Origin of the sequence: Pseudomonas sp. JV414 (assembly GCF_032424305.1) — a bacterium.
In the GTDB taxonomy this organism is placed as follows: domain Bacteria; phylum Pseudomonadota; class Gammaproteobacteria; order Pseudomonadales; family Pseudomonadaceae; genus Aquipseudomonas; species Aquipseudomonas lini.
The window spans coordinates 1-26,014 of record NZ_VYKC01000006.1; the positions used below are offsets into that span (position 1 = coordinate 1).

Sequence of the window (26,014 nt, forward strand, 5' to 3'; positions counted from 1 at the left end):
TGAACGTCAGCGTTCCCACCGTGGAAACCGTCTGAATCAGTGCATCGCGCAGTACCTCTCCCTTCTGCCCAACTGACACAGCCGCCCAGAGTCCGTTTGCAGATTAACTCACCTGCACATTGGCCTCGGTGCCCAGTGTGTCGGCATTCAACTCACCCGTCGGGGCCTCGACCACTTTGAACACGCTTTGCCCCTGCGCGCCCACCACACGGATGCTCAACGGCGATGAAGTGATCAGGTTGCCAGCGCCGCCCACTTTGTAGGTGAAAGTCAGGCTGACCGTACGATTGCGGTTCTCGGTCACCCACGCCTTGGGCACCTTGAACGTCAGGGTGCCCACCGTGGAGACCGTCTGAATCGATGCATCGCGCAATACCACGCCGCTCAGACGTATCCCGACAGTGTCACGGAGTGCCATGGCCGGGTAACTCACCTGCACATTGGCCTCGGTGCCCAGTGTGTCGGCATTCAACTCACCCGTCGGGGCCTCGACCACTTTGAACACGCTTTGCCCCTGCGCGCCCACCACACGGATGCTCAACGGCGATGAAGTGATCAGGTTGCCAGCGCCGCCCACTTTGTAGGTGAAAGTCAGGCTGACCGTACGATTGCGGTTCTCGGTCACCCACGCCTTGGGCACCTTGAACGTCAGGGTGCCCACCGTGGAGACCGTCTGAATCGATGCATCGCGCAGTACCACACCGGCCAGACGTATCCCGACAGTGTCACGAAGTGCCATGGCCGGGTAACTCACCTGCACGCTGGCTTCGGCGCCCAAGGTGTCGGCATTCAGCTCGCCGGCCGGGGCTTCGACCACCTTGAACACTGACGGCAGGGCGGTCGAGACACTTTGAATATCGTCCTGTTGCGGCACTGCCAAGGTGGTAATTGCAGTGGTGGGCTCAGTCAGGTTTTTATCGAAGGGATCCTGAGTGGTGCATCCACCAAGACTCAACATCAGCAAAAACGCGATGATCTTCCGCATGACCGTATCCCTCTCGCATGAGCAACACACCGGAAACAAAACAATCCAGGTGAACGTGGAGTGAGGGTAGGTCTGGGGCAAGAGGTCGTCTACTGTCAGAACTGACAGGTGATTATCCATCCAGCGCTTTGTTCAACAGTCTTTTGGCGCAAAGCCAAAAGCTGGAAAAGACCGCGTAAAACCAAAAAGATCGCAGCCTTCGGCAGCTCCTACAGGGTCATATGTACACCTGTAGGAGCTGCCGAAGGCTGCGATCTTTTGATTTCCAGGGTTACAGACCTACAACATCCTCAGCCTGCAAGCCCTTCTCCCCAGTCACCACTGCGTACTCAACCTGCTGACCTTCAGTCAGCGAGCGATGCCCTTCGCCGCGGATCGCGCGGTAGTGCACGAACACGTCCACCCCGTCCTCGCGCTGAATGAAGCCATAGCCCTTGGCGTCGTTGAACCACTTCACATTGCCAGTTTCGCGCGTAGCCATATCCAGTTACCCCCTTGTTTTTATTTTGAACGGCCGAGTATATGACAGACGCCAAAACTCTCAACTCAAGTTTACTTAGGCGCTTTTTTGCCGATTTTCGACGAATACGGCACACTATCTACCGCCCGAGCAAACGCTCGGTTTTTTTCACTCACGCAGAAGCCGTATGACCCGTTCCCCGTTCCGTCGTCTTGTGTTTGGCACCCTGCGCCGACTGCTGTACCTCTGGGTTCGCTCGGAGACGATCAATCAGTCGTCGTTCACCCTCAACCTCGACCGCAGCCGGCCGGTGTTCTACGTCCTGCAAAATCCTTCACTGACCGACCTTGCCGTGGTCGATACCGAATGCAGCAAGGCCGGTCTGCCGCGCCCGGTGTTGCCGGTATCGGTGGGTGCGTTGGTGGAACCCGCCGCGTTCTTTTACCTGACGCCGGAACCCGACTGGCTCGGCCGTCAGGACAAACGCGGCGCGCCGCCGACCCTGACCCGCTTGGTCAGCGCCCTGAGCCAGAACGCCGCCGAAGACGCGCAGATCATTCCGGTCAGCGTGTTCTGGGGCCAGTCGCCGGACAGCGAGTCGAGCCCGTGGAAACTGCTGTTCGCCGACAGCTGGGCGGTCACCGGGCGTTTGCGTCGGCTGCTGAGCATCATGATTCTGGGACGCAAGACCCGGGTGCAGTTCTCGGCGCCGATTCATTTGCGTGAACTGATCGATCACAACAAAGGCCACGAGCGCACCGTGCGCATGGCCCAGCGGATTCTGCGGGTGCACTTTCGCAACCTGAAAGCCGCGGTGATCGGCCCGGACATTTCCCACCGCCGCAACCTGGTCAAAGGCCTGCTCAATCAGCCCTTGGTCAAACAGGCGATCCTCGACGAAGCCGAGCGCGAGAACATCTCGCCGGAAAAAGCCAAGGCCCAGGCCTTGCGCTACGGCAACGAGATCGCCTCGGACTACACCTACACCGCGATCCGCTTTCTGGAAGTGGTGCTGAGCTGGTTCTGGAACAAGATCTACGACGGGATCAAGGTCAACCACATCGAAGGTGTGCAGAAAGTCGCCCAGGGTCACGAAGTGATCTACGTGCCGTGCCACCGCAGCCACATCGACTATTTGCTGCTCTCCTATCTGCTGTTCCGCAACGGCCTGACCCCGCCGCACATTGCCGCCGGGATCAACCTCAACATGCCGGTGATCGGTAGCCTTCTACGGCGTGGCGGCGCGTTCTTCATGCGCCGCACCTTCAAGGGCAACCCGCTCTACACCTCGGTGTTCAACGAATACCTGCACACCCTGTTCACCAAAGGCTTCCCGGTCGAGTACTTCGTCGAGGGCGGCCGTTCGCGCACCGGACGCATGCTGCAACCAAAAACCGGGATGCTCGCGATCACTCTGCGCAGCTTCCTGCGTTCGTCGCGCATGCCGATCGTCTTCGTGCCGGTGTACATCGGCTATGAGCGCGTGCTGGAAGGCCGCACCTACCTCGGCGAATTGCGTGGCGCGAGCAAGAAGAAAGAATCGATCTTCGACATCTTCAAAGTCATCGGCGCGCTCAAACAGCGCTTCGGTCAGGTCGCGGTCAACTTCGGTGAGCCGATCAAACTGGCGGAATTCCTCGACAGCGAACAGCCAGACTGGCGCCAACAGGAACTCGGTCCGCAGTTCAAACCGGCCTGGCTCAACGAAACCACCAACCGCCTCGGCGAGAAAGTCGCACAGCATTTGAACGAAGCGGCGGCGATCAACCCGGTGAATCTGGTGGCCCTGGCGTTGCTGTCCACCAGCCGTCTGGCCCTGGACGATCGCGCCATGGCGCGGGTGCTCGATCTGTATCTGGCGCTGTTGCGCAGGGTTCCCTACTCCTCGCACACCACCCTGCCGGAGGGCGACGGTCGGGCGTTGATCGAACACGTGAAGGACATGGACCTGCTGTCCGAGCAAAGCGATGCGCTGGGCAAGATTCTGTACCTGGACGAACAAAACGCCGTCCTGATGACCTACTACCGCAACAACGTGCTGCACATCTTCGCGTTGCCGTCGTTGCTGGCGAGTTTCTTCCAGAGCACCTCGCGCATGAGCCGCGAGCAGATCCTGCGCTACACCCGCGCACTGTATCCGTACTTGCAATCGGAGCTGTTCATTCGCTGGTCGCTGGACGAACTCGATGGCGTGGTCGATCAATGGCTCGAAGCCTTCGTCGAGCAAGGCCTGCTGCGTTTCGAGAAAGAGGTGTATCTGCGCCCCGCGCCGAGTTCGCGGCATTTCGTGCTGCTGACGCTGCTGTCGAAAAGCATCGCCCAGACCTTGCAGCGCTTCTACATGACCGTTTCCTTGCTGCTCAACAGCGGCCAGAACAGCATCAGCGCCGAAGAGCTGGAAGACCTGTGCACGGTCATGGCCCAACGCCTGTCGATCCTCCACGGCCTGAACGCCCCGGAGTTCTTCGACAAGAGCCTGTTCCGTCACTTCATCCAGACAATGCTGGACCTCGACGTGCTGCGCCGTGACGAAACCGGCAAGCTGAGCTACCACGAACTGCTCGGCGAACTGGCCGAAGGCGCGGCCAAACGGGTGTTGCCGGCGGAGATTCGTTTGTCGATCCGTCAGGTGGCATTGCATCGCAGTGAAGATGCGGCGGACCAAGTCGCGGCTCCAGCGCAGAGCGTCTAAATTCCTACAGGCGCCAGGCTTCTTCTGGCGCCTTCGATACGGAGATCTTCGATGAAAAAACTCTCTCTCGTCCTGCTGACTACCCTGCTCGGTGCCTGCCAGTCGACACAACCGACCCCCAACGCCAGCCTCGCCGGCGAAGTGTTCTACTTACAACGCATCGCCCTGCCACCGAGTGCAACCTTGAGCGTCAGCTTGCAAGATGTGTCTCTGGCCGACGCACCGGCGGTAGTGCTCGACGAGCAGAAAGGCCCGGTCAAAGGCCAGGTGCCGTTGCCGTTCCATTTGAGCTACGATCCGGCGCAGGTCAAACCCGGCCACCGCTACTCGGTCAGCGCCCGCATCGAAGTCAATGGCGAGCTGATGTTCATCACCACTGAAAATTACGCGGTGCAACTGGACGGCAAAGATCCGCAACCCCTGAAAATCCGCGTCGACGCCGCCCGCTAACTCTCTTTTATGAACAAGGAAGCCGCCATGCTCCGCCCTACCCTTCGCTTCGCCGGCCTGTGCGCAGGCTTGATGATCTGCGCCAACGCCCTGGCAGGGTCTCTCAGTGACCTGTCGCAACAAGACGCCACCGGCGGTCTCAAGGACGCCCTGACCCAAGGCGCGCAACTGGCCGTTAAACAACTCGGCACACCCGGCGGCTTCAGCAACAACCCGGACGTGAAAATCGAACTGCCGGGCAAGCTGGGTAAAGTCGCCAAGAAAATGAAACAGTTCGGCATGGGCGATCAAGTCGATCAACTGGAAACCAGTATGAACAAAGCGGCTGAAACGGCCGTGACACAGGCTCAGCCGATCCTGGTGGATGCGGTGAAGAAGATGACCGTGGAAGATGCCAAGGGAATCCTCAGCGGCGGTAAGGACTCGGCGACTCAGTACCTGAGCAAAACCAGCCGCGAGCAGATCCGCACCAAGTTCCTGCCGATCGTCAAGCAAGCCACCGACCAGGTCGGCCTGGCCCAGCAGTACAACGCATTCGCCGGACAAGCCGCGACCTTGGGCGTGCTGGATGCGAAAAATGCCAACATCGAAAGCTACGTGACCGAGCAAGCGTTGAACGGTTTGTTCGAGATGATCGGCAAGCAGGAAGAAACCATTCGCCAGAATCCTGCGGCGGCGGCGACCAGTTTGGCGAAGAAGGTGTTTGGTACGCTCTAAACCTCAACTCCGATCCTGTGGGAGCGAGCTTGCTCGCTCCCACGAACATCAGGTCGCCGACGCTGCCCGCAGGAAGAACACCCACTCGCGCCCCATCTTCCTTTTCTCGAACACCTTCAGCTCGACCAACCCGTTCAGGGTGGCCGATGCGGTGTTGTAAGAGCAGTTCAGATTCTCCTTCACATTGACCGCCGTGAATTCCTTGGCCATACCACTCTTGGCCACCTGGTATACGGCTCGCTGTTTCTCGGAGAGCTGGTCGAAGAAACCTGACTCCAGCAGCCATCGATCAAAGACTTCGGTATAGGCCAGGCTTTTTCGATAAGCCTCGGTAAAAGCGCTGACTGCCCGGAAGATGACTGAACACTGGAAGTCGATGAAATAGGTCAAGTCCAGATCATCGGCCTCGGTATTCAGATACGAGCGCCCGTATTTCACCGGCGCGTTGCGCAGTAACAGACTGATCGCGATGTAGCGAAAGGCCGAGAAGTCATTCTTGAACATGAACCAGTAAAACAATGCCCGCGCGACCCGACCGTTACCGTCGCGAAAAGGATGCTCATAACCCAGCGCAAAATGCAGCGCGATACCTTTGATCAATGGATGAAGGTAATCCACTGGATTGGGATCGTCGTGAGACTGGTTGATCCACTTCGACAGCACCTGCAATCGTGACGCGAGTCCCGCTGCGGGGGGCGGCGTATGAACAGTGTTGCCCTCACCGTCCTGCACCAACACGTCATCGTTGATCCTGAAAGCACCCGGTGAATATTGCGGGTCATCGATACCTTCGACGCCAACACGATGCATCGCCGTGATCAGTTCGACGTTCAAGGGTTCATAACGCTTTTCCCAGGCGAAGTTCATCATCTTGTAGTTGCCGATGACCATCCGCTCATCCGGCGTACGCGGCAGGCGCTTGCGCTTAAGCATGTCCTTGGCCACACGGGTGGTGGTTGCCGCGCCTTCGAGCTGGCTGCTACTGATGGCTTCATCTTCGATCAGATCGTTGAGCAGATAGCTGAAATGCGCGCGCTCGCCGATCTGGCCGGTCATGTATTCCAGCGCGGCCGTTGTGGCTTTCCTGTCGACGGCAGAAATAGCTTTCTGTGCCAATGGAGTCAGCACAAATTGGCCCCACTGAGTGGGCTCGCCCAATGGCAGAAGGCTTGCGTATTGGGCGGTTCGGGCTTTCTTGACCAAGGCCCAGCACAGATTCGAATCCAGCCCCGGCGCCCAACGGTAGCGCAACTCATCAAATGGAAGATAACGCCCCCGATCGTCCAGAGGCTTGAGCAGCGCGAGATAGTCCGAGAGGCGTTCCTTGTGGGGCGATTGTCCCAACCGATCGAACACCGGGTCGGATCTGCCCTTCAGCGTGGGCGGCTTTTTCATTATTGGTGGCTCAGAAACTCACGAAATTGAGTCTTGAGTACAACAGCGCACCTGGGTTGACTCAATATCAGACGGATCTGAAATATGTGTAGGAGCCTGGACTGCCTTCGCGGGCAAGCCTCGCTCCTACAAATGGGTCGGCGTATGTCTGAGAGAAATTGATCGGCCCGAAGGCCGCCAAGATCAAAGGATCACACAACCTCTTTCTTGACCCTGAACCAAGCCGCATACAACGCCGGCAAAAACAGCAACGTCAACGCCGTCGCCACAATCAGCCCGCCCATGATCGCCACCGCCATCGGCCCGAAAAACACGCTTCGCGACAATGGAATCATCGCCAATACCGCCGCCAACGCCGTCAGCACAATCGGTCGGAACCGCCGCACCGTCGCCTCGATAATCGCCTGCCATGGCTTAAGCCCGGCAGCAATATCCTGCTCAATCTGATCCACCAGAATCACCGAGTTACGCATGATCATCCCGGACAAGGCGATCGTCCCGAGCATCGCCACAAAACCGAACGGCTGGCGGAACACCAACAGAAACAGCGTCACCCCGATCAGCCCCAGTGGCGCCGTCAGAAACACCATCACCGTGCGTGAGAAACTGCGCAGTTGCAGCATCAGCAACGTCAGCACCACCACGATAAACAGTGGCACGCCGGCCTTCACCGAGTTCTGCCCGCGAGCCGAGTCCTCTACCGTACCGCCGACGTCCAGCAGATAGCCGTCTGGCAGCTCGGCACGAATCTGATCGAGGGTCGGCATGATCTGCTGCACCAGCGTCGCCGGCTGTTCCTTGCCGTAGATGTCGGCGCGAACCGTCACGTTGGGCAGACGGTTACGGTGCCAGATGATGCCTTCCTCAAAGCCGTATTCCAGCGTCGCAATCTGCGACAGCGCCACACTGCGACCATTGTCAGTCGGCACAGCCAGGCTTGGTAGCAACGCCAGTTCGGTGCGTTCATGCACCGTGCCGCGCAGCAGGATTTCGATCAACTCGTTGTCTTCGCGGTACTGGCTGACGCTGGCACCGGTCAGCGAACTTCGCAGGAAACCCGAGAGGTTTGCCGTGCTCACCCCCAGCGCCCGGGCGCGGTCCTGATCGACGTTCAGGTAAACGACTTTGCTCGGCTCTTCCCAGTCCAGATGCACGTTGACCACGTGTGGGTTCTCTCGAACCTTGGCCGCGACTTTACGGGCCAATGCGCGGACTTCCTCGATGTGCTCACCGGTGACCCGGAACTGCACCGGATAGCCAACTGGCGGGCCGTTCTCCAGCCGCGTGACCCGCGAGCGCAAGGCCGGGAATTGTTCGTTGAGGGTTTCAATCAGCCAGGTGCGCAGGGTTTCGCGGTCTTCTATGGTTTTGGCCAGGACAACAAACTGCGCGAAGCTCGCTGCCGGAAGTTGCTGATCCAGCGGCAGGTAGAACCGCGGCGAACCGGTGCCGACGTAAGCCACGTAGTTGTCGATCCCGGCGTGATCCTTGAGCAGACCTTCGAGGCGCTTGACCTCCTCGGCGGTATTGCTCAAAGACGCTCCTTCGGCCAGTTTCAGATCGACCATCAACTCCAGTCGCCCCGACGCCGGGAAGAACTGCTGCGGGACGAAACGGAACAGCACCACTGAGGCAACGAACATCGCGATGGTCAGGACGATCACTGTTTTGCGTCGGCGCACGCACCACTCCACCAGCCGTCTGACACGCTGATAGAACGGCGTGCCATAGGGGTCGGGTTGGCCGTCGCCGGTACCATGTTTGGCTGCGTGAATTTTCGCCAGGTCCGGCAGGAGTTTTTCCCCCAGATAAGGCACAAAGACCACGGCGGCAACCCACGACGCCACCAACGCGATGGTTACCACCTGGAAGATCGAACGGGTGTATTCACCGGTGCCCGATTGCGCGGTGGCAATCGGCAGGAAACCGGCGGCGGTGATCAACGTACCGGTGAGCATCGGGAACGCGGTGCTGGTCCAGGCATAGCTGGCGGCTTTGACCCGGTCGAAGCCCTGCTCCATTTTGATCGCCATCATTTCCACGGCGATGATCGCATCGTCCACCAGCAACCCCAGCGCCAGCACCAGTGCGCCGAGGGAAATCTTGTGCAGGCCGATGCCGAGGTAATACATGCAGGCGAAGGTCATCGCCAACACCAGCGGAATCGCCAGTGCTACGACCATGCCGGTGCGCACACCGAGGGAGAAGAAACTCACCAGCAACACAATCGCCAGCGCCTCCACCAGTACCTGAACGAACTCGCCGACACCGGTTTTCACCGCGGCGGGTTGATCGGATACCTTACGCAGCTGCATGCCGGCCGGGAGGTTTTGCTGGATCCGGGCGAATTCGACTTCCAGCGCTTTACCCAGAATCAGAATGTCGCCACCGCCCTTCATGGCCACCGCCAGGCCGATGGCGTCTTCAGCCATGAAACGCATGCGCGGCGCCGGTGGATCGTTGAAGCCACGACGAACGTTGGCCACATCGGCAATGCGGAACGTGCGATCGCCTACGCGGATCGGGAAGTTCTTGATCTCGTCGACCGTCTGAAAATTCCCCGAAACCCGTAGCTGCAAACGCTCGCTGGTGGTTTCGAAGAAACCTGCGGTGGACATCGCGTTCTGCTCTTCAAGCGCCTGCTGCACCGTCGCCAAAGGCAACCCGAGGGTGGCCAGTTTGACGTTGGAAAGCTCGATCCAGATCTTCTCGTCCTGCAGCCCGAGCAGGTCGACCTTGCCCACATCCTTGACCCGTTGCAGCTGAATCTGGACACGGTCGGCGTAGTCCTTGAGCACCGCGTAATCAAAACCTTCGCCGGTCAGGGCGTAGATGTTGCCGAAGGTGGTGCCGAACTCATCGTTGAAGAAGGGCCCCTGGATGCCCGGTGGCAGGGTGTGGCGAATGTCGCTGATCTTCTTGCGGACCTGATACCAGAGCTCCGGGATTTCCACCGAATGCATCGAATCCCGAGCGATAAATGTCACCTGAGACTCGCCCGGGCGAGAGAACGAAGCGATCCGGTCGTACTCGCCGGTTTCCATCAGTTTCTTTTCAATACGCTCGGTGACCTGGCGCGATACTTCCTCGGCCGTGGCCCCCGGCCAGTTGGTGCGAATCACCATGGCTTTGAAAGTGAACGGCGGGTCTTCGCTTTGGCCGAGCTTGGTGTAGGACAACGCGCCGACGACGGCCAGCAAGAGCATCAGGAACAGTACGATCTGGCGGTTACGCAGCGCCCATTCGGAAAGATTGAAACCCATCGGGGATTACTCCTTGTGCGCCAGATTGACCACGCGGTTGGAGCGATCCACCGGGCGCACTTGCTGCCCGTCGTGAAGCACATGAACACCGGCCGCCACCACCCAATCGCTGGCGTTCAGGCCTTCAAGCACCGGCACGTTTTTTTCACCGAATGCACCGACCCGCACCGGGACTTTTTTCAAGGTGTTGTTGGCGCCGACCACCCACACATAAGTGGCACCGTTTTCCGCAGTGACCGCCGACAGCGGCACCGATAACGACACCACATCGGCGGTCTGGATGAACACCCGGGCGCTCTGACCGAGTTCGGCGGGAACCTTGCCCGCGGTAAAAGCGATACGGGCGGCGAAGGTGCGGGATTTCGGATCGGCGGCGGGCGACAACTCACGGATGCGTCCGGGGAAACGTTGATCGGGTTGGGTCCAGAGTTCCACCGAGACCGGCTGGCCGACCTTGAAGCGACCGAAGCTCTGCTCCGGCAGGCTGATCAACACTTCGCGCTCGCCATCGGTGGCGAGGGTAAACACGGTTTGCCCGGCAGCCACCACTTGCCCGACTTCAACCGCACGTTTGGCCACCACGCCATCCTGCGGCGCACGCAGCACCGCATAACTGGCCTGATTGGTCGAGACGTTGAATTCGGCTTTGATTTGCTTGAGGCGTGCTTCACCGGAGCGGTAGAGGTTTTCCGCGTTATCGTACTGCGAACGGCTGACCATCTGCCGCTCCATCAGGGTCTTGTAGCGATCACGCTCGGCGCGCACCAGGCTCAGGTTGGCTTCGGCGGCCGCGACCTGTGCACGGGTGGCTTCCAGTTGCAGGCGCACGTCCTGAGGATCGAGCTCCGCCAGAGGCTGGTCAGCCTTGACCCGCTGGCCTTCCTCGACCAGTCGTCGGCTGACTTTGCCGCCAATGCGGAAGGCCAGATCTGGCTCATAGCGCGCACGGACTTCTCCGGGATAACTTTCCATGGCCTGAGCCGAGGGCTCTGGCTGGACGACCATGGCCGGGCGGACGGTGACTTGAGGCGCCTCTTCATGGCCACACGCAGACAATAAAAAAGCCAGACTAACCGGCAATGCGAGGGACAAGGCATAGCGGAACATGGTGAAGGACCTTTCGCTAATGGTGCTTGGAATAATTATACTGACCAGTATGTTATTAATAGCAAACTCACCAGTCCAGTATTAAAGCGAAGAATGTCTAACAATCTTTCAACACCCAGCGGTCCGGGCCGTCCCAAGGATCTGGCCAAGCGCCAGGCAATCCTCGACGCGGCGAAAATCCTGTTTCTGAGTAAGGGATACGCCAACACCAGCATGGATGCCGTGGCGGCCGAGGCCGGCGTGTCGAAGCTGACGGTGTACAGCCATTTCAATGACAAAGAGACGCTGTTTGCCGCCGCGGTGATGGCCAAGTGCGAGGAGCAACTGCCAACGCTGTTTTTTGAATTGCCGGACGGCATTGCCGTGGAAACCGTGCTGCTGAACATCGCGCGCGGCTTTCATCAGCTGATCAACAGCGACGAATCGGTGAACCTGCACCGGCTGATGATGACGCTGGGCAGCCAGGACCCGAAACTCTCGGCGATCTTTTTCGAGGCCGGGCCAGAGCGTGTGCTGCACGGCATGGAGGGGTTGTTGAGCAAGGTTAATCAGAGCGGAGCGTTGAGCATCGATAAACCGCGCAATGCGGCAGAGCATTTCTTTTGCCTGCTCAAGGGCGCGGGGAATTTTCGGTTGCTGTATGGCTGCGGCGAGCCGGTGACCGGAGATGCGGCTGAAGCCCATGTGCGGGAAGTGGTGGGGTTGTTTATGCGGGCTTATCGACCTGAGACAGCCTGATAAATTGAGGTGTCTGCGCTGACGCCTTCGCGAGCAAGCCCGCTCCCACAGGTTCCGAGGTGTTCTCGGATATTGTGCCCAACACAAAACCTGTGGGAGCGAGGCTTGCCCGCGATGGGGGCGACACGATCTCAGGGCTTGAGCGCTTTCTTCGGATAAATGTCGTATCGGCTGGATTTGCCATCCAGCGCATGGCTCGGCTTCGGCCCATCGATGCATGGAGCCTTGCGTGGACGCTTGACCACCACCCGGTGACTGGCCAGGGCCAACGCCGCTTCGAGCAATGCCGGGGCATCCTGGTCATCACCTACCAGCGGCCGGAACAGGCGCATTTCCTTCTTCACCAACGCGGTTTTCTCGCGATGGGGAAACATCGGGTCCAGGTAGATCACCTGCGGCGGCTCGCCTTCCCAGTTGCGCATCACCTCGATCGAATTGCCCTTGAGCAAACGCATCCGCGCCACGATCGGCGCCACGTCGAAATCTTCAGCGCCGCGCGCCAGGCCATCCTCAAGCAAGGCACCGATCAGCGGCTGGCGCTCAATCAGGCTCATCTCGCAGCCCAGGCTGGCCAGCACGAACGCGTCCTTGCCCAACCCCGCCGTGGCGTCCAGCACACGCGGGCGCACGCCTTGGGCGATGCCGACCGCTTTGGCGATCATCTGACCGCTGCCGCCACCGTACAACCGACGATGAGCCGCGCCGCCCTCGACGAAGTCCACCCGCACCGGCCCCGGTGCATCCGGCCCCAGTTGTTGCAACTGCAACCCCTGCTCGCCCACCTGCAAGGCAAACTCGCCGTCATCCACCTGCAACGGCAACCCCAGGCGCTCGGCCCATTGCTCGGCCTGTGGCTGGAAGGTCGCGCCCAAGGCTTCGACATGGATGCGGCAGGCCGCAGGTTGCTCAATCATGGGAAAACACGCTCAAAAAATTAATGATCGGCAAAAACGGCCGATAACCAAACTATCGAGCATTTTGCCAGAGCTGAGCGTCGACCGAGAGAAATGTCAGACATTCAATCCACATTCACAGGTTTTATCTCGCCCTACGGCGACTACAACCTGCGAAACACCCAGGCACTGAGCGGCGTCAGCCACATCTGGCAGGATTTTTTTGCCCGAGCGCTGGCCGAACAGTCGGGTGAAGTGCTGCCTGAATCGCTGAATTTTCCACCAGTCGATCTCGAGAGCCCGGTCGAACCGACCGTCGGCAGCGAGCTGCTGGCGCACATCATTTCCCAGCGCGAATGTGATGTGATGGAAACACCAGTCCGCCCACCCGAGCCACTATTTTTGCCGATTGCCGAGTTCGAAATGGACCTGGCCGACAAACCGTTCCCGCCGTTCCCGCCGCAAGAAATCGTCGCGCAACAAAAACAGCAGGACTTCGACAGCGGCTGGGTACGCCCGATCGTGCTCACTGCCGGTCAACCGCTGCCAGAGCCTGGCACCGCACCGCAACCGCGTCCGCTGCACTTGCCGATCGCCGAGTTCGAACTCGACCTGCTGGACAAGCCGTTCCCGCCGTTCTCGCCCGAAGAGCTGGTGGAACAACAGAAACAATTCGATTTCGATAACGGCTGGGCACGCCCTATCGTTCTGCAGAACCTGCGCATCGCCGCATAACCCTCAGCGACACCGCCACCACGGCCCGACATCCACATGAAAGTGATTGCGATGGGCGGCGTTGTAGTCCGGGCTCAATACCACACTGAACATGTCGCAAGCGCCGTCGCGGACCTGATGGAGAAATCGCGCGTCCTGATTATCCTTCGGCCAATCCTTGAGCACGCTGATGAATCGACCGTCCGCCAGCCGAAATCCGCTGATATCCAGTGCATCAGCCGTGGCATGCTGGCTGCGCCTCCCGTTTTCGCGGTTGTAGACGTTGCGACAGGCAAAGCTGCCGAGATGGTCGACCCGTTTCACCGCCTGCCCGTAGACAGCCTGAGCCGCCGGCTGCAGGGCGTGGTGCTCGAACAAGGCGAACGCTACCGCCAGGCTGCAACTGGCGAGGAAACTGCTGCTCAGCGCCGCCTCGCCGCCTTGCACACGCAAGGTGTTGGTCAACGGGCAGGCCGCGTCCGGGCTGTCGGCCTGATGGTTTACACGTAACCCGGAGCTGCTCAGGGCCTGGTCGCATAACTGCGGATCATCGCGCAGACGCATCAGTTTGTAGCGGGTCAGCAGGTTCGGTTCGGCCTTCACGTCCAACGGCGCCCATGGGTTCCATTGCGGGGGAATGGAAACCCAGCCGCGCCAGACGCTCAGCCCGGCAGCGCCGATGATCAACAGCACCAGCAACAGCCCCCAGCGAAAACGCATCGTCAGCCTTTGAACAATTGATTGGCCTTCTGGAACGGCATCGAGCGGGAGGTAAAGCCGAAGGTCCCGTGTTGCTGGATTTCCTCGGCGGCGCGGAAGAACTCGCCATACGCCGCCAAGGCCAGGGCCGAACCGACGCTGATGCGTTTGACGCCCATTTCACTCAATTGCTCGACCGTCAGCTTGAGCCCGCCGGACATCAACACATTGACCGGTTTCGGCGCCACGGCGCGGACCACCGCCAATACTTCTTCAGCGCTGCGCAGGCCCGGTGCGTAAAGCACGTCGGCCCCCGCCTCGGCGAACGCCTGCAAGCGGCGAATGGTATCGTCGAGGTCAGGATTGCCGTGCAGAAAGTTCTCGGCACGCGCCGTCAATACGAAGGGAAAAGGCAAGCTGCGAGCCGCCGCGACGGCCGCTTCGATACGCGCCACCGCATGCTCGAAGCAGTAGATCGGACCATCCTCACGCCCCGTGGCATCTTCGATCGAACCGCCGACCGCACCAGCCTTGGCGGCCCGCACAATACTCTGGGCGCAGTCGGCAGGGGCGTCGGCAAATCCGTTTTCGAGATCCACCGCTACCGGCAGGTCAGTGGCCGCGACAATCGCCTCTACGTTTGCCAGGGTCTCGTCGAGCGTTAACCCACCATCGGGACGCCCCCGGGAAAAGGCGTAACCGGCACTGGTGGTCGCCAGCGCCTCGAAGCCAAGGCTGGCGAGCATTTTCGCCGAGCCGGCGTCCCAAGGGTTGGGAATGACAAAAGCGCCCTCGCGTTCGTGCAATGCTTTGAACGCCTGGGCTCGAAGGGTTTGCGCATCCATTGGCAGACTCCTGAAAAGGGGGGAAAGATAAACCGCTTTTCGTAGGAGCCAGGCTTGCCGGCGAAGGCGCTCTTAAGGACGCCTTCGCCGGCAAGCCTGGCTCCTACAGCAAGCCAAGTTGCTCGGCGGCGGGCTCTCTGTATAGCTCAGGCAGCGGCGGCAGGCCAGGCAAACGCAGCATCAATTGTGCGTGAAAACGTTGGGCCAGTTTTGCCGCCAGCAGGTTATCGGCGGTGTGCAGGAAGATATAGGGCGTGCGGCCCTCTTCGATCCAGACAGCGATTTTCTCGACCCACGGCACCAGGAATGGATCGTTGGCTTCAAGCACAGGATGGCCGATGAAACGCACCTGCGGAAACTGAGTAAACGCAGCAGGTCTAGGCGGCACCCTGGGCTTTTTCGATTGAGCGTGGAGCACCGAAGAATCGGTCGATGTGCAACTGAACAGCGCTCGCGGATCAAGGCAGATGCGCTCGACACCGCGGTCCAGCAATAGACGATTGAGCATCCGCTCGGCATCGCCCTTGGCGAAGAACTCATCGTGCCGCACTTCGACCGCCAAGGGCCGGTCCACCGCGTCGATAAAACCGGCCAACTCAGACAAGCGTTGAGGGGTGAAGCTTTTGGACAATTGCAGCCAAAGGGGAGAAACCCGTTCACCCAGAGGGCTGAGCAATTGCAGGAAGGTTTCGGCGGCGGTCAATTGTTCGCGCAGGTCACCGCTGTGGCTGATGTCGCCGGGGAACTTGGCGGTGAAGCGAAAGTGTTCAGGCATGGTTTCGGCCCAACGCTGCACGGTGGCGGCAGAGGGGCTCGCGTAGAAGGTCGTATTGCCTTCCACGGCGTTGAACACTTGAGAATAAAGATTGAGAAACTCGGCGGGCCTGGCGTCTTGTGGATACAAGTAATCGCGCCAGACGTTTTCACTCCAGGACGGGCAGCCGAGGTAGTAAGGCTGCAACATCAGATGTACAGGTCGAGACCCAGTACATCCGCATCCCAATCGACAAAAGTGGCGGTGCTCAGGTAGCTGGCCAGTGCCATCGCTGCGCTTTTGCTCATGGCGCGGTGATAAATCATGTCTTGTTGACGAGCGGGGAGATTGCTCAGGCGTTGCGCAGAGGCTTTGGCGGCGCGGGCGGCCAATTGCTCTTCGGTAGGGAATTCCAGCTCGCCGTCGATATCGACGTAGTCGTCATCCGCCACAGGGCCTTTGCGGGGCTTGCGCTTGATGGGGTAGGACTGGGAGGAAACGCCGTCTATACGCATGAGTACATGTCCGGTATCAGTGATGGCAGCTTAGTGGCACATAGCCCACTTCGCAAACTGCCGAGTGATAACTAGAACACAGAAAAGCGAAAAGGTTTAAAAACGGCGGGTAGAAAACTGACGATTGGCTAAATCCGACACATTCATTGTGGCGAGGGGGCTTGCCCCCGTTCGGCTGCGAAGCAGTCGCAAGTCAGCCGATGTGGTGCATCCGGGGAATGTGGTTGTTGTTTTTGGGGCCGCTTCGCGACCCAACGGGGGCAAGCCCCCTCGCCACAGAAGGCCTGTAGCCACAAGGACGGCGTGGATTATCGCGCTTTGGGCGTCGCAACTTTATCGCGCAGATACACCGGCTGCGCCTGATCGGCCACGATCGCTTCACCGCGTTCCCAGGCAAAGCGCGCCAGCGTCAGCAGGTCTTCGGCGTGGGGCAGCATGCCCGCGTCCTGGCCGCTCAGGTTGACGGCAATGCGCTCGGCATACCCCCAACCGGTGCCCGCGCCGAACCACTCGCCGCTGGCATCAGCCGGCAACGCAGCGGCTTCCGGTGGCAGTACCGCTTCATTACCCACCAACCGCATCTCTCCCGCCGTTTCGCGGTAGCAACCCCAGTACACCTCATCCATGCGCGCATCGATGGCCGCCGCGACCTGGCTGACGCCGTGTTCGCGATAGGCCCGCTGGGCGAGTACGGCGAGATTGGAGACCGGCAACACCGGGCGATCCAGCGCAAACGCCAGCCCTTGCACCACACCGATGGCGATCCTCACACCGGTGAACGCGCCCGGTCCACGGCCGAACGCAATGGCATCGACCGCTTGCAGCGTGGTGCCGGCATCGGCCAACAGTTGCTGGATCATCGGCAGTAGCTTCTGCGCATGCAGGCGCGGGATCACCTCGTAATGACTCGTGACTTTGCCGTCATGCAGCAAAGCAACGGAGCAAGCTTCAGTCGCGGTGTCCAGGGCCAGCAAGGTGCTCATCGATGTTTCCGTAAGAGAGGTCAGAAAAAGTGCGCCAGTATAAACAACTACGGCCCGCAAGCGGGCCGTAGTAGAAGATGAAGCCGATCAGACTTTTCAGCTCAGTGCTTCAAGCACCTTGCCGGTGATCGCTTCTACCGAGCCAACACCTGGGATATGGCTGTATTTCGGCTTGCCCTTATCAGCGGCCAGACCCTGGTAGAACTCCACCAGTGGTTTGGTCTGGGAGTGGTAGACCGACAGACGATGACGCACGGTTTCTTCAGTGTCGTCCTTGCGCTGCACCAGCTCTTCACCGGTGATGTCGTCTTTGCCGGCGATTTTTGGCGGGTTGTAGACGGTGTGGTACACACGACCGCTGGCCTCGTGAACGCGACGACCGGCGATACGCTGAACGATTTCTTCGTCATCGACGGCGATTTCGACCACGTTGTCCAGTTCCACACCCGCTTCTACCAGCGCTTCAGCTTGCGGAATGGTGCGCGGGAAACCGTCGAACAGGAAACCGTTGGCACAGTCAGGCTGCGCGATACGGTCCTTGACCAGGGCGATGATCAGATCGTCGGAGACCAGACCACCGGCATCCATGATGCCTTTGGCTTTAACACCCAGCTCGGTACCGGCTTTTACGGCAGCACGCAGCATGTCGCCGGTGGAGATTTGCGGAATGCCGAATTTCTCGGTGATGAACTTAGCCTGAGTACCTTTACCGGCCCCGGGAGCTCCCAGCAGAATGACGCGCATCGATGTGCTCCTCAATTTTTTATATAGATAACGTCAGATTCGCCTCTTGGGGCCAATCTCAAAAATAGGATCGCGACCGCCCAAACGGCCAAAGGCTGATCAAGATACACAGCAGGCCCTGCCCACACAAGCCGCCGAAAGTCGGAGAAACCCGCCCGGGAGGATGCCTTGAAAAGAGGTAAGCCAAGTCGCAACCCCATCATTAACTGTCGCGTGACAGACCTTTTCGACCGCTCGCCAGCAGGCACTCGACGCTCGCGCCGGGTGCCTGTCCCCCACGATGAAAACCTTAGCCGGTATTTCGCAAACCGGCGGCAATCCCCGCCACAGACACCAGTAACGCCTGTTCTACCGGGCTGCCCTGGGCCACATCCTGTTGCCGCGAACGTGCCAACAGTTCGGCCTGCAATAGATGAAGCGGGTCGAGATAAGTGTTGCGCAGGCGGATGAATTCAAGGGTAGCTGGGCTATGTGCCAGTAGCTGCGACTGACCGGTCAACCCCAGGACCACCGCACAGGCCTGCGACAATAGGTCGCGTAAATGCGCACCCAAAGGGAGCAGATCCGGCTCGACCAAGCGCTCATCGTAAGACTGGGCGATATCGGCGTCGGCCTTGGCCAGCACCATTTCCAGCATATCGATGCGGGTACGGAAGAACGGCCACTGCTCGCGCATCTGCCCCAGCAACTCGCCCTCGCCGCGCTCCAGCGCCTTGCTCAATGCCGCTTCCCAGCCGAGCCAGGCCGGCAACATCAGGCGCGTCTGGGTCCAGCCGAAGATCCACGGAATCGCGCGCAGGCTTTCAATCCCGCCAGCGCGGCGCTTAGCCGGGCGGCTGCCCAAAGGCAAACGCCCCAACTCCTGCTCCGGGGTGGACTGGCGGAAATACTCGACGAACTGCGGATTCTCTCGCACCACGGCGCGGTAAGCCTTGACGCCATCGGCGGCCAATTCGTCCATCAAATGGCGCCAGGCAGGCTCAGGGGGTGGTGGCGGCAGCAAGGTCGCCTCCAGCACCGCCGCCAGGTACAGATTGAGGTTTTGCTCGGCGATGTCCGGCAGGCCGAATTTGAAACGAATCATTTCCCCCTGCTCGGTGGTGCGGAAACGCCCCGCCACCGACCCCGGCGGCTGCGACAGAATCGCCGCGTGCGCCGGACCACCACCACGGCCCACGGTGCCACCGCGACCGTGGAACAACAGCAGTTCCACTTGCTGTTCGCGACAGATGTCGACCAAACGCTCCTGCGCCCGATACTGCGCCCAGGCCGCCGCTGTAGTGCCGGCGTCCTTGGCCGAGTCGGAATAACCGATCATCACTTCCTGCGGCCCTTGCAGGCGCGAGCGATAGCCCGGTAACAGCAAGAGTTTTTCGATCACCGGGCCGGCGTTATCGAGGTCGGCGAGGGTTTCGAACAATGGCACCACGCGCATCGGCCGCAATACGCCAGACTCTTTGAGCAGCAATTGCACAGCCAGCACGTCAGAGGCGGCGCCGGCCATGGAAATCACGTACGAACCGAGAGAAGCCCCCGGTGCTGCGGCGATTTCCCGACACGTCGCCAGCACTTCGGCGGTGTCGGCAGACGGCTTGAAGTACGCCGGCAGCAATGGCCGGCGATTGTTCAGTTCGCGCATCAGGAAGGCGATGCGTTCCTCTTCACTCCAATCCTCATAACGGCCCAGGCCGAGGTAATCGGTGATTTCGGTCATGGCCGCCGTGTGGCGCGACGAGTCCTGGCGCACATCGAGGCGCACCAGAAACAGCCCGAACGTCACCGCGCGGCGCAGGCAATCGAGCAACGGGCCATCGGCGATGACGCCCATGCCGCACTCATGCAGCGAGTGGTAGCACAACTCCAGCGGGTCCAGCAGGTCGCGATTGTTTTGCAGCACATCGGCTGACGCTGGCGTGGTTGCCGTCAGGGATGCGTGGGCCCAATTACGGGTCGCGCGCAGGCGTTCACGCAATTGTTTGAGCACTGCGCGGTAAGGCTCAGCGCTGTCGCCGGCCTTGGCTTTTAACTCGTCACTGGCCTGCTGCATCGACAACTCGGCGGCGAGGTGATCAACATCGCGCAGATACAGATCGGCGGCCATCCAGCGCGCCAGCAGCAACACTTCGCGGGTCACGGCGGCAGTGACGTTGGGATTGCCGTCGCGGTCGCCGCCCATCCATGAGGCAAAGCGAATCGGTGCGGCTTCCAGTGGCAAGTGCAGGCCGGTGGCGGCATGCAGGGCCTGATCGGCCTTGCGCAAATAGTTGGGAATCGCCTGCCACAGCGAATGCTCGATCACCGCAAAGCCCCACTTGGCTTCGTCCACCGGTGTCGGGCGGGTACGGCGGATCTCTTCGGTGTGCCAGGCTTCGGCGATCAGGCGCTGCAACTTCGTCTTGATCTGCTCGCGCTCGGCGCTGGTCAGGTCACGGTGGTCCTGGGCGGCCAGTTGCGCGGCGATCGCGTCGTATTTCTGGATCAGCGTGCGACGCGCCACTTCGGTGGGGTGCGCCGTCAATACCAGCTCGATTTCCAGCCGCCCCAACTGCCGAGCCAAGGACTCGGCATCATGGCCCGCAGTCAGCAGGCGAGCGAGCAGTTCCGGCAACACCCGGGCCTCGAACGGCTCGGGCTGCGACTCTTCGCGGCGATGAATCAACTGATATTGCTCGGCGATATTGGCCAGGTTGAGGAACTGGTTGAACGCCCGCGCTACCGGCAGCAACTCGTCTTCGCTCAACTGGTTGAGGCTGGCGCTGAGTTCGGCGTCCATCGAACCGCGACGGTCGGCCTTGGCGCCTTTGCGGATCTGCTCGATCTTGTCGAGAAAGTCGTCCCCGTACTGTTCACGAATGGTGTTGCCCAACAGTTCACCCAACAGGTGAACGTCCTCGCGCAAGCGTGCATCAATATCGGTCATCAGCAGTTCTCCAGCGAAAATCCGGGCAGCTATGCTTGGTTATTAGAGGCTCTGATATAGGGCTCTGATATAGAGAGTGCCGTCGTACAGCGCTTCTTACAAGCGGACGACCAAGGGACTTCAACTGAAGCTAGTCTCAACAATAAGCCGTACAACGGCTTGCCGCCGGCCACCGCCGGACACTCACCCGGCCTGCCACGAGCAGGTGCGCAATGAGGTCATTATGAAAATCCGCGAGCTCGCCAAGCATTGGGAAGAAAACGCCAAGGGTCGCCTGACCGACTCTGGCTACACGATTCGTCTGGACGTGGAGGCCGCCGCACGGCTGGCGGCGATTATCGAGATGTACCCCAAACGGCACCCCGAAGAACTGCTCGGCGAGCTGATCGGCGCCGCGCTGGAAGAACTCGAAGCGAGCTTTCCGTATGTGAAAGGGTCAACGGTAGTAGCCACCGACGAAGAAGGCGATCCGCTGTACGAAGACGTCGGTCCGACCCCGCGTTTTCTCGCTTTGTCCCGTCGTCATTTGCATGATTTATCGACCGATTGACAAGCAAAGACACTGATCCAACCCATATAAAATTGTGGGAGCGAGCTTGCTCGCGATAGCTGTCGGTCAGCCACCATTGATGTCGACTGTGCTGACGCTATCGCGAGCAAGCTCGCTCCCACAAGGGTCGCATTCCTCCTTAAAAATGATGCACTCCTGAGCCTATGAAAGCCCAGAGATACCACTGCACATCGCTAAAGTTCCCGTCCTAGAGCCTTGTCAGCTCGATCAGGTTTTTTTCGGGCGAAAAGCCATCTTCTCTGAACTTTTGAAAAACACCTTGGGTCAACCCAGTAACCACGCCTGGGACGGCCGTTTCAAAAAGCACTCTGGAATTGTAGGTTGCGGCTCCTTGCCCAGGATGGATTCAGATGTTTTTCAGGAGTTATCCAATGGAGTTGAAGACCATGAAGACCAGCACTGCCCCATCCTCGTTCACCCATCTGCGCGGTCTCAAACTGGCGGCCCTGGCCATCGGTAGCAGCTTCGTTCTGGCCGGTTGCGCCGGTAACCCGCCGAGCGAGCAATACGCCGTGACCGAATCGGCTGTGAACAACGCCGTCAGCGCTGGCGGTACCGAATTCGCCGCCGTGGAAATGAAGGCCGCTCAGGACAAGCTCAAACAAGCCGAAATCGCCATGCACGACAAGAAGTATGACGAAGCCAGAATGCTGGCTGAGCAAGCCGAGTGGGACGCCCGTGTCGCCGAGCGCAAGGCCCAGGCGATGAAAGCCGAACAAGCTGTGAAGGACTCCCAGAAAGGTGTTCAGGAACTGCGTCAGGAAAGTCAGCGCACCGTGCAGTAAGCGCGCATCCCGATTTCCAGACCTGAAACTCTTATCGATAGAAAGGACGAACCATTATGCGCAAACAATTGATGATCCCCGCCCTCCTGGCCGCAAGCGTTGCACTGGCTGCCTGCTCCACACCGCCCAACGCGAACCTGGAACAAGCCCGTACCAACTACACCGGCCTGCAAGCCAACCCGCAAGCCAGCAAAGTTGCGGCGCTGGAAACCAAAGACGCCAGCGAATACCTGGACAAGGCCGAAAAGGCTTACCTGGATAGGGAAGACCAGGCCAAGGTCGACCAACTGGCTTACCTGACCAATCAGCGTGTTGAAGTGGCCAAACAGACCATCGCCCTGCGCACCGCTGAAAACAACCTGAAAAATGCCGCGGCACAACGAGCCCAGGCTCGTCTGGATGCCCGCGACCAGCAGATCAAACAGTTGCAAGACAGCCTGAACGCCAAACAGACCGATCGCGGCACGCTGGTGACCTTCGGTGACGTGCTGTTCGCCACCAACAAGGCGGACCTGAAGTCCAACGGTTTGGTGAATATCAACAAACTGGCGCAGTTCCTTCAGGAAAACCCGGACCGTAAGGTGATTGTCGAAGGCTACACCGACAGCACCGGCTCGGCGTCGTACAACCAGTCGCTGTCCGAGCGTCGTGCGACCTCGGTGCAAGTGGCCCTGATCAAGATGGGTGTCGATCCTGCACGCATCGTGGCCCAGGGTTATGGCAAGGAATACCCGGTTGCGGAGAACTCCAGTGTTTCGGGCCGCGCGATGAACCGTCGGGTGGAAGTGACCATTTCCAACGACAACCAGCCGGTCATTCCGCGTTCGGCGATCAGCGCCAAGTAAGCTGACCACGCTGATAATTAAAAGCCCCGCCTGAATCGATCAGGCGGGGCTTTTAATTGGCTGAACACTGTGGGCAAACACCCTGTGGCGAGGGGGCTTGCCCCCGTTCGCCTGCGAAGCAGTCGTGAGACCATCCCCCAAGGTATAACCGACAAAACGCGAATGCAGGTTTTAGGGCCGCTTCTCGACCCAACGGGGGCAAGCCCCCTCGCCACAAGGGTTCATCGTTGCCGATGGGTGCGAGACTTACTGTTCGAGTTTTTGCGGCGTTTCCTCGCCCATGCAGCGCACGGCTTTTTTCTTGCTGTTGATCAGCACGCCAGTCAGGCCTTTCTGTTCGGTGTCGAACAGCACCAGCACGCCATCGATGCACTGGGCCACTTGCGGGGCCGGTTGCAGGGAGACTTTATAGTCTTCGCCCGGCACGGTCTTGAGCATGGTGAAGTCGCTGAGCAGTAGCGCATCTTCGGGTTTGGCGAAGTGCAGGTAGCCGTACCACCACAGGGCGCCAACGGTGCCGAGGATGCTGCAAATACCGGTGATGATCAGCGGGATGGCGTTACGTTCTTCACTCATTACGGACTCTCTGGTGGTTCATCTTCAGAATTCGGGGGTGCCGGGTAATTGGGGATCTCACCCAAGCGGCGCAGGCCGTCGAAATGCTGCGGGTCTTCGAGGTAGCGCAGCATGACCTTTTGCCAGACCGGGTCGGCGAAGGTTTGCACATGACCGCCCCGGGTCAGTTGCAGCACTCGCGGCGGCGGCGCAGCTTGATACAGTCGGATGCCATTGGAAAGGGGCACCAGCTGATCATCGATACTGTGATAGATCAGTTTCGGTACGCCGTTGAGTTGCTTCATGGAATGGATCGCGCTGTCGCCGTCCGGCACCAACCAGGACAATGGCACCTGGAACGGCCAGGTCATCCATGACGTGCTCAGGGCGAAACGCCCGACATCACGGTAGCTGGCAGGCACGCCATCGAGTACAAAAGCCTTGAGTTGCCGCTGGCGCTCGGGATGCTGGGCCAGGAAATGCACAGCCATCGAACCGCCAAGGCTCTGACCGAGAAGGATCAGCGGCTTGCCCTTGACCTCCGGGGCCTGGTCGAGCCATTTGAACGCGGCGTCGATGTCCTGATAGATCGCCGGCAACGCCGGTTTACCTTCGGACCAACCGTACCCGCGATAGTCCACCAACAACACTTGATAGCCCTGCTCCGGCAACCACCAGCTCCCACCCAAATGCCACGCCAGGTTGCCGCCGTTGCCGTGCAAATGCAGCACCGTGCCTTTGACCTCGACACCTTTTTTCGCCGGCAACCACCAACCATGCAGCTTGAGGCCGTCAGCGGTGATCAGGGTGACGTCGCGGAATTCGAGTTTGGCTTTTCCCGGGGTGAACGGCTGGCCGGGCTCGGGATAGAACAGCAGAGAGTCGCAACCGCCGAGGGCCAGGAGCAGGCAAAAGATGCCGAGGATTCTCATCCGGTGAAGCCTCGCGAAAATAGGGGGTTGGAACAGTATCCTGTGGACAACAATTAACCCTGTGGGAGCGGGCTTGCCCGCGATAGCGATGTCACAGGCAACATGAAAGCTGAATGTTAAGCCGCCATCGCGGGCAAGCCCGCTCCCACAAGGGGATTCGTTGCTCACAAAATATTGGAATAATCCGCTTCGATCCGGTCCAGGCTCAGGTGGTTCAGGAAGTTGGAGAAGCACATCCAGGCCGACAGCGCGTTCATGTCGCGGAATTGGTCGGGCAGGTACTTGGGCGGCACGACCAGGCCTTCGTCCACCAATTGGCGCAAGGTCCGCATGTCTTCCAGCGTGGTCTTGCCACAAAACAATAGCGGTATCTGCTCCAGCTTGCCTTTACGCACGGCCAACTGAATGTAGTTGTAAACCATGATAAAGCCCTTGAGGTAGGACAAGTCTTTGGTAAATGGCAGACCGGTCGGCACCGAGCCGCGGAAAACCCGACTGGCATTACCATAGCTTTCGGCCATTTCGAAACCTTGCTCACAGAAGAAATCGTAGATCTGCAAGAAGTCCGCGCCCTCCTCCACCATATGAATGGCACGGGTGCGGTTGGTCAGTTTGCGCAGGCGGCTCGGGTAGGAGGCGAAGGTGATGATTTCCATCAGGATCGCCAGGCCTTCCTGGGTCACGGTGGACGACGGCGGGCCTTTGGACAGGAAGGTGCAGATTGGCTGATTCAGGCCGTTGAGCGTGGTGCCCACATGCACCAGCCCTTCGTGGACTTCCAGCGCACGCACATCACGGTCGTTGAACATCGCGTCGGCGCGGATCTTGATGTAGTCGGCGCCGGCTGCGGCATCGGCGACGATCCCGTCGGATTCGAATACCCGAATGGTTTCCTCGTTTTCGCCAAACACCTTGTTCAACCGATGTTGCAGCAGGTCGACGGCTTCCTTGGCGGTGAGAAGTTTCGGTTCGTCCTTGAGGTCGCCACGGCCATCGATGTTGTTCAGGTAATCGGAGAGCATCAGGCCCAGGTCGGCCAGGGTCGGGTCACCGGCGTGAAACGCATCGGACGCCGCGCCATACAACTCCTGGGAAATCAGCCCGAAATCCTCGGTGCCGCGCGCTTCGAGCATGCGCACCACCATCCGGTATTCCTTGCACATGCGGCGCATGATCTGGCCGACCGGGTTGAACTGGCCGAGCTGGCGGGTGATGTCGCGCTCGATGTTCTGGAACTCCAGCTTCACTTTGCTGGAATCAAATGCCAGCGGTCGATTGAGGTAATAGTCGCGGTCCACGGCCGGCATTTCCTTGCCCTTGCCTTTGAAGAATCCCTTGCGAATGCTGTCGTCCCACTTGACCGCATCCAGAACGCGAATCGGCGTCTGCGCCAGCACTATGCGATCGGACAAAATGCGTATCGTCTGCTGGTATTCGTCCACCCGAAACTCC

General features: G+C 59.7%; 24 protein-coding genes. 8 read left to right on the forward strand and 16 right to left on the reverse strand.

Annotation, left to right across the window (positions count from 1 at the left end; translation table 11 throughout):
- Positions 1–103: 103 nt before the first annotated feature.
- Positions 104–985 (reverse strand): hypothetical protein, encoded by an 882-nt coding sequence (locus F6R97_RS09310; RefSeq protein WP_315866432.1) that lies wholly within the window; start codon positions 983–985, stop codon positions 104–106.
- Positions 986–1,256: 271 nt separating this feature from the next.
- Positions 1,257–1,466: a cold-shock protein gene (locus F6R97_RS09315; protein WP_007964248.1), complete on the reverse strand. Its 210-nt coding sequence runs from the start codon at positions 1,464–1,466 to the stop codon at positions 1,257–1,259.
- Between the two features lie 166 nt (positions 1,467–1,632).
- Here F6R97_RS09315 and plsB point away from each other — a divergent pair, with 166 nt between their 5' ends.
- Genes plsB through F6R97_RS09330 form a run of 3 tightly spaced genes read left to right on the forward strand, consistent with a single transcriptional unit; the run spans position 1,633 to position 5,304 of the window.
- Positions 1,633–4,137 carry a glycerol-3-phosphate 1-O-acyltransferase PlsB gene (gene plsB, locus F6R97_RS09320; protein WP_315866433.1) on the forward strand — a complete coding sequence of 835 codons (2,505 nt, stop codon included), beginning with the start codon at positions 1,633–1,635 and terminating at the stop codon, positions 4,135–4,137.
- Between the two features lie 51 nt (positions 4,138–4,188).
- Positions 4,189–4,587 (forward strand): YbaY family lipoprotein, encoded by a 399-nt coding sequence (locus tag F6R97_RS09325; protein WP_038979137.1) that lies wholly within the window; start codon positions 4,189–4,191, stop codon positions 4,585–4,587.
- 27 nt (positions 4,588–4,614) lie between these two features.
- Positions 4,615–5,304 carry a DUF4197 domain-containing protein gene (locus F6R97_RS09330; RefSeq protein ID WP_038979136.1) on the forward strand — a complete coding sequence of 230 codons (690 nt, stop codon included), beginning with the start codon at positions 4,615–4,617 and terminating at the stop codon, positions 5,302–5,304.
- 48 nt (positions 5,305–5,352) lie between these two features.
- Here F6R97_RS09330 and F6R97_RS09335 read toward each other — a convergent pair whose 3' ends face one another.
- From F6R97_RS09335 to F6R97_RS09345, 3 genes are all read right to left on the reverse strand, one after another.
- On the reverse strand, positions 5,353–6,699 hold the full coding sequence (locus F6R97_RS09335; RefSeq protein WP_315866434.1) for a Fic family protein: 1,347 nt from the start codon (positions 6,697–6,699) through the stop codon (positions 5,353–5,355).
- A gap of 191 nt (positions 6,700–6,890) precedes the next feature.
- Positions 6,891–9,962 (reverse strand): efflux RND transporter permease subunit, encoded by a 3,072-nt coding sequence (locus F6R97_RS09340; RefSeq protein WP_315866435.1) that lies wholly within the window; start codon positions 9,960–9,962, stop codon positions 6,891–6,893.
- Positions 9,963–9,968: 6 nt separating this feature from the next.
- Positions 9,969–11,069: an efflux RND transporter periplasmic adaptor subunit gene (locus F6R97_RS09345; protein WP_048393742.1), complete on the reverse strand. Its 1,101-nt coding sequence runs from the start codon at positions 11,067–11,069 to the stop codon at positions 9,969–9,971.
- 93 nt (positions 11,070–11,162) lie between these two features.
- Here F6R97_RS09345 and F6R97_RS09350 point away from each other — a divergent pair, with 93 nt between their 5' ends.
- Complete coding sequence (locus tag F6R97_RS09350; RefSeq protein WP_315866436.1) at positions 11,163–11,807, forward strand: TetR/AcrR family transcriptional regulator; 645 nt, start codon at positions 11,163–11,165, stop codon at positions 11,805–11,807.
- 131 nt (positions 11,808–11,938) lie between these two features.
- Here F6R97_RS09350 and F6R97_RS09355 read toward each other — a convergent pair whose 3' ends face one another.
- Positions 11,939–12,721, reverse strand: coding sequence for a class I SAM-dependent methyltransferase (locus F6R97_RS09355; RefSeq protein ID WP_038979131.1), 783 nt, complete (start codon positions 12,719–12,721; stop codon positions 11,939–11,941).
- A gap of 93 nt (positions 12,722–12,814) precedes the next feature.
- Between F6R97_RS09355 and F6R97_RS09360 the strand changes: the two genes are divergently transcribed.
- Positions 12,815–13,435: a hypothetical protein gene (locus F6R97_RS09360; RefSeq protein ID WP_038979130.1), complete on the forward strand. Its 621-nt coding sequence runs from the start codon at positions 12,815–12,817 to the stop codon at positions 13,433–13,435.
- Between the two features lie 3 nt (positions 13,436–13,438).
- Here F6R97_RS09360 and F6R97_RS09365 read toward each other — a convergent pair whose 3' ends face one another.
- The 7 genes from F6R97_RS09365 to ppc all read right to left on the reverse strand — a co-directional run bounded on the left by F6R97_RS09365 (position 13,439) and on the right by ppc (position 20,874).
- Entirely contained in the window at positions 13,439–14,134 is a 696-nt protein-coding gene (locus F6R97_RS09365; RefSeq protein ID WP_315866437.1) for an extensin family protein, read from the reverse strand.
- A 2-nt stretch (positions 14,135–14,136) separates the two neighbouring features.
- Positions 14,137–14,958: an oxaloacetate decarboxylase gene (locus F6R97_RS09370; RefSeq protein WP_253549925.1), complete on the reverse strand. Its 822-nt coding sequence runs from the start codon at positions 14,956–14,958 to the stop codon at positions 14,137–14,139.
- A 103-nt stretch (positions 14,959–15,061) separates the two neighbouring features.
- Positions 15,062–15,922, reverse strand: a complete 861-nt coding sequence (locus F6R97_RS09375; RefSeq protein WP_315866438.1) for a DUF72 domain-containing protein — start codon at positions 15,920–15,922, stop codon at positions 15,062–15,064.
- Positions 15,922–16,227, reverse strand: a complete 306-nt coding sequence (locus F6R97_RS09380; protein ID WP_038979126.1) for a hypothetical protein — start codon at positions 16,225–16,227, stop codon at positions 15,922–15,924. Before F6R97_RS09380 ends, F6R97_RS09375 begins: the two co-directional genes overlap by 1 nt.
- A gap of 308 nt (positions 16,228–16,535) precedes the next feature.
- Positions 16,536–17,210 carry a tRNA (adenosine(37)-N6)-threonylcarbamoyltransferase complex dimerization subunit type 1 TsaB gene (tsaB, locus tag F6R97_RS09385; RefSeq protein ID WP_048393734.1) on the reverse strand — a complete coding sequence of 225 codons (675 nt, stop codon included), beginning with the start codon at positions 17,208–17,210 and terminating at the stop codon, positions 16,536–16,538.
- Between the two features lie 96 nt (positions 17,211–17,306).
- A complete protein-coding gene (gene adk, locus F6R97_RS09390) occupies positions 17,307–17,954 on the reverse strand; it encodes an adenylate kinase (RefSeq protein ID WP_038979124.1) in 648 nt (215 codons plus the stop codon).
- A 289-nt stretch (positions 17,955–18,243) separates the two neighbouring features.
- The gene (gene ppc, locus F6R97_RS09395; protein WP_038979123.1) at positions 18,244–20,874 is read right to left on the reverse strand and encodes a phosphoenolpyruvate carboxylase; all 2,631 of its coding nucleotides are present in this window, start codon (positions 20,872–20,874) and stop codon (positions 18,244–18,246) included.
- Between the two features lie 223 nt (positions 20,875–21,097).
- On the opposite strand from ppc, the gene F6R97_RS09400 reads away from it, so the two are divergent.
- The 3 genes from F6R97_RS09400 (at position 21,098) to F6R97_RS09410 (ending at position 23,075) form a co-directional block, all read left to right on the forward strand.
- Positions 21,098–21,424, forward strand: coding sequence for a hypothetical protein (locus tag F6R97_RS09400; RefSeq protein ID WP_038979122.1), 327 nt, complete (start codon positions 21,098–21,100; stop codon positions 21,422–21,424).
- Positions 21,425–21,816: 392 nt separating this feature from the next.
- A complete protein-coding gene (locus tag F6R97_RS09405) occupies positions 21,817–22,230 on the forward strand; it encodes a DUF4398 domain-containing protein (protein ID WP_038979121.1) in 414 nt (137 codons plus the stop codon).
- A gap of 56 nt (positions 22,231–22,286) precedes the next feature.
- A complete protein-coding gene (locus F6R97_RS09410) occupies positions 22,287–23,075 on the forward strand; it encodes an OmpA family protein (protein WP_038979120.1) in 789 nt (262 codons plus the stop codon).
- A gap of 246 nt (positions 23,076–23,321) precedes the next feature.
- Here F6R97_RS09410 and F6R97_RS09415 read toward each other — a convergent pair whose 3' ends face one another.
- From F6R97_RS09415 to F6R97_RS09425, 3 genes are all read right to left on the reverse strand, one after another.
- Positions 23,322–23,651, reverse strand: coding sequence for a hypothetical protein (locus tag F6R97_RS09415; RefSeq protein ID WP_038979119.1), 330 nt, complete (start codon positions 23,649–23,651; stop codon positions 23,322–23,324).
- The gene (locus F6R97_RS09420) at positions 23,651–24,562 is read right to left on the reverse strand and encodes an alpha/beta hydrolase (protein WP_048393732.1); all 912 of its coding nucleotides are present in this window, start codon (positions 24,560–24,562) and stop codon (positions 23,651–23,653) included. The genes F6R97_RS09415 and F6R97_RS09420 overlap by 1 nt, the downstream gene beginning before the upstream one ends.
- A 164-nt stretch (positions 24,563–24,726) precedes the next feature.
- Positions 24,727–26,004 (reverse strand): flavohemoglobin expression-modulating QEGLA motif protein, encoded by a 1,278-nt coding sequence (locus tag F6R97_RS09425; protein ID WP_038979117.1) that lies wholly within the window; start codon positions 26,002–26,004, stop codon positions 24,727–24,729.
- Positions 26,005–26,014 lie beyond the last annotated feature (10 nt).

Coding starts and splice junctions, on each gene's coding strand:
- F6R97_RS09310 (WP_315866432.1), bottom strand. CDS start 985: ATGCGGAAGATCATCGCGTTTTTGCTGATGTTGAGTCTTGGTGGATGC.
- F6R97_RS09315 (WP_007964248.1), bottom strand. CDS start 1,466: ATGGCTACGCGCGAAACTGGCAATGTGAAGTGGTTCAACGACGCCAAG.
- plsB (WP_315866433.1), top strand. CDS start 1,633: ATGACCCGTTCCCCGTTCCGTCGTCTTGTGTTTGGCACCCTGCGCCGA.
- F6R97_RS09325 (WP_038979137.1), top strand. CDS start 4,189: ATGAAAAAACTCTCTCTCGTCCTGCTGACTACCCTGCTCGGTGCCTGC.
- F6R97_RS09330 (WP_038979136.1), top strand. CDS start 4,615: ATGCTCCGCCCTACCCTTCGCTTCGCCGGCCTGTGCGCAGGCTTGATG.
- F6R97_RS09335 (WP_315866434.1), bottom strand. CDS start 6,699: ATGAAAAAGCCGCCCACGCTGAAGGGCAGATCCGACCCGGTGTTCGAT.
- F6R97_RS09340 (WP_315866435.1), bottom strand. CDS start 9,962: ATGGGTTTCAATCTTTCCGAATGGGCGCTGCGTAACCGCCAGATCGTA.
- F6R97_RS09345 (WP_048393742.1), bottom strand. CDS start 11,069: ATGTTCCGCTATGCCTTGTCCCTCGCATTGCCGGTTAGTCTGGCTTTT.
- F6R97_RS09350 (WP_315866436.1), top strand. CDS start 11,163: ATGTCTAACAATCTTTCAACACCCAGCGGTCCGGGCCGTCCCAAGGAT.
- F6R97_RS09355 (WP_038979131.1), bottom strand. CDS start 12,721: ATGATTGAGCAACCTGCGGCCTGCCGCATCCATGTCGAAGCCTTGGGC.
- F6R97_RS09360 (WP_038979130.1), top strand. CDS start 12,815: ATGTCAGACATTCAATCCACATTCACAGGTTTTATCTCGCCCTACGGC.
- F6R97_RS09365 (WP_315866437.1), bottom strand. CDS start 14,134: ATGCGTTTTCGCTGGGGGCTGTTGCTGGTGCTGTTGATCATCGGCGCT.
- F6R97_RS09370 (WP_253549925.1), bottom strand. CDS start 14,958: ATGGATGCGCAAACCCTTCGAGCCCAGGCGTTCAAAGCATTGCACGAA.
- F6R97_RS09375 (WP_315866438.1), bottom strand. CDS start 15,922: ATGTTGCAGCCTTACTACCTCGGCTGCCCGTCCTGGAGTGAAAACGTC.
- F6R97_RS09380 (WP_038979126.1), bottom strand. CDS start 16,227: ATGCGTATAGACGGCGTTTCCTCCCAGTCCTACCCCATCAAGCGCAAG.
- tsaB (WP_048393734.1), bottom strand. CDS start 17,210: ATGAGCACCTTGCTGGCCCTGGACACCGCGACTGAAGCTTGCTCCGTT.
- adk (WP_038979124.1), bottom strand. CDS start 17,954: ATGCGCGTCATTCTGCTGGGAGCTCCCGGGGCCGGTAAAGGTACTCAG.
- ppc (WP_038979123.1), bottom strand. CDS start 20,874: ATGACCGATATTGATGCACGCTTGCGCGAGGACGTTCACCTGTTGGGT.
- F6R97_RS09400 (WP_038979122.1), top strand. CDS start 21,098: ATGAAAATCCGCGAGCTCGCCAAGCATTGGGAAGAAAACGCCAAGGGT.
- F6R97_RS09405 (WP_038979121.1), top strand. CDS start 21,817: ATGGAGTTGAAGACCATGAAGACCAGCACTGCCCCATCCTCGTTCACC.
- F6R97_RS09410 (WP_038979120.1), top strand. CDS start 22,287: ATGCGCAAACAATTGATGATCCCCGCCCTCCTGGCCGCAAGCGTTGCA.
- F6R97_RS09415 (WP_038979119.1), bottom strand. CDS start 23,651: ATGAGTGAAGAACGTAACGCCATCCCGCTGATCATCACCGGTATTTGC.
- F6R97_RS09420 (WP_048393732.1), bottom strand. CDS start 24,562: ATGAGAATCCTCGGCATCTTTTGCCTGCTCCTGGCCCTCGGCGGTTGC.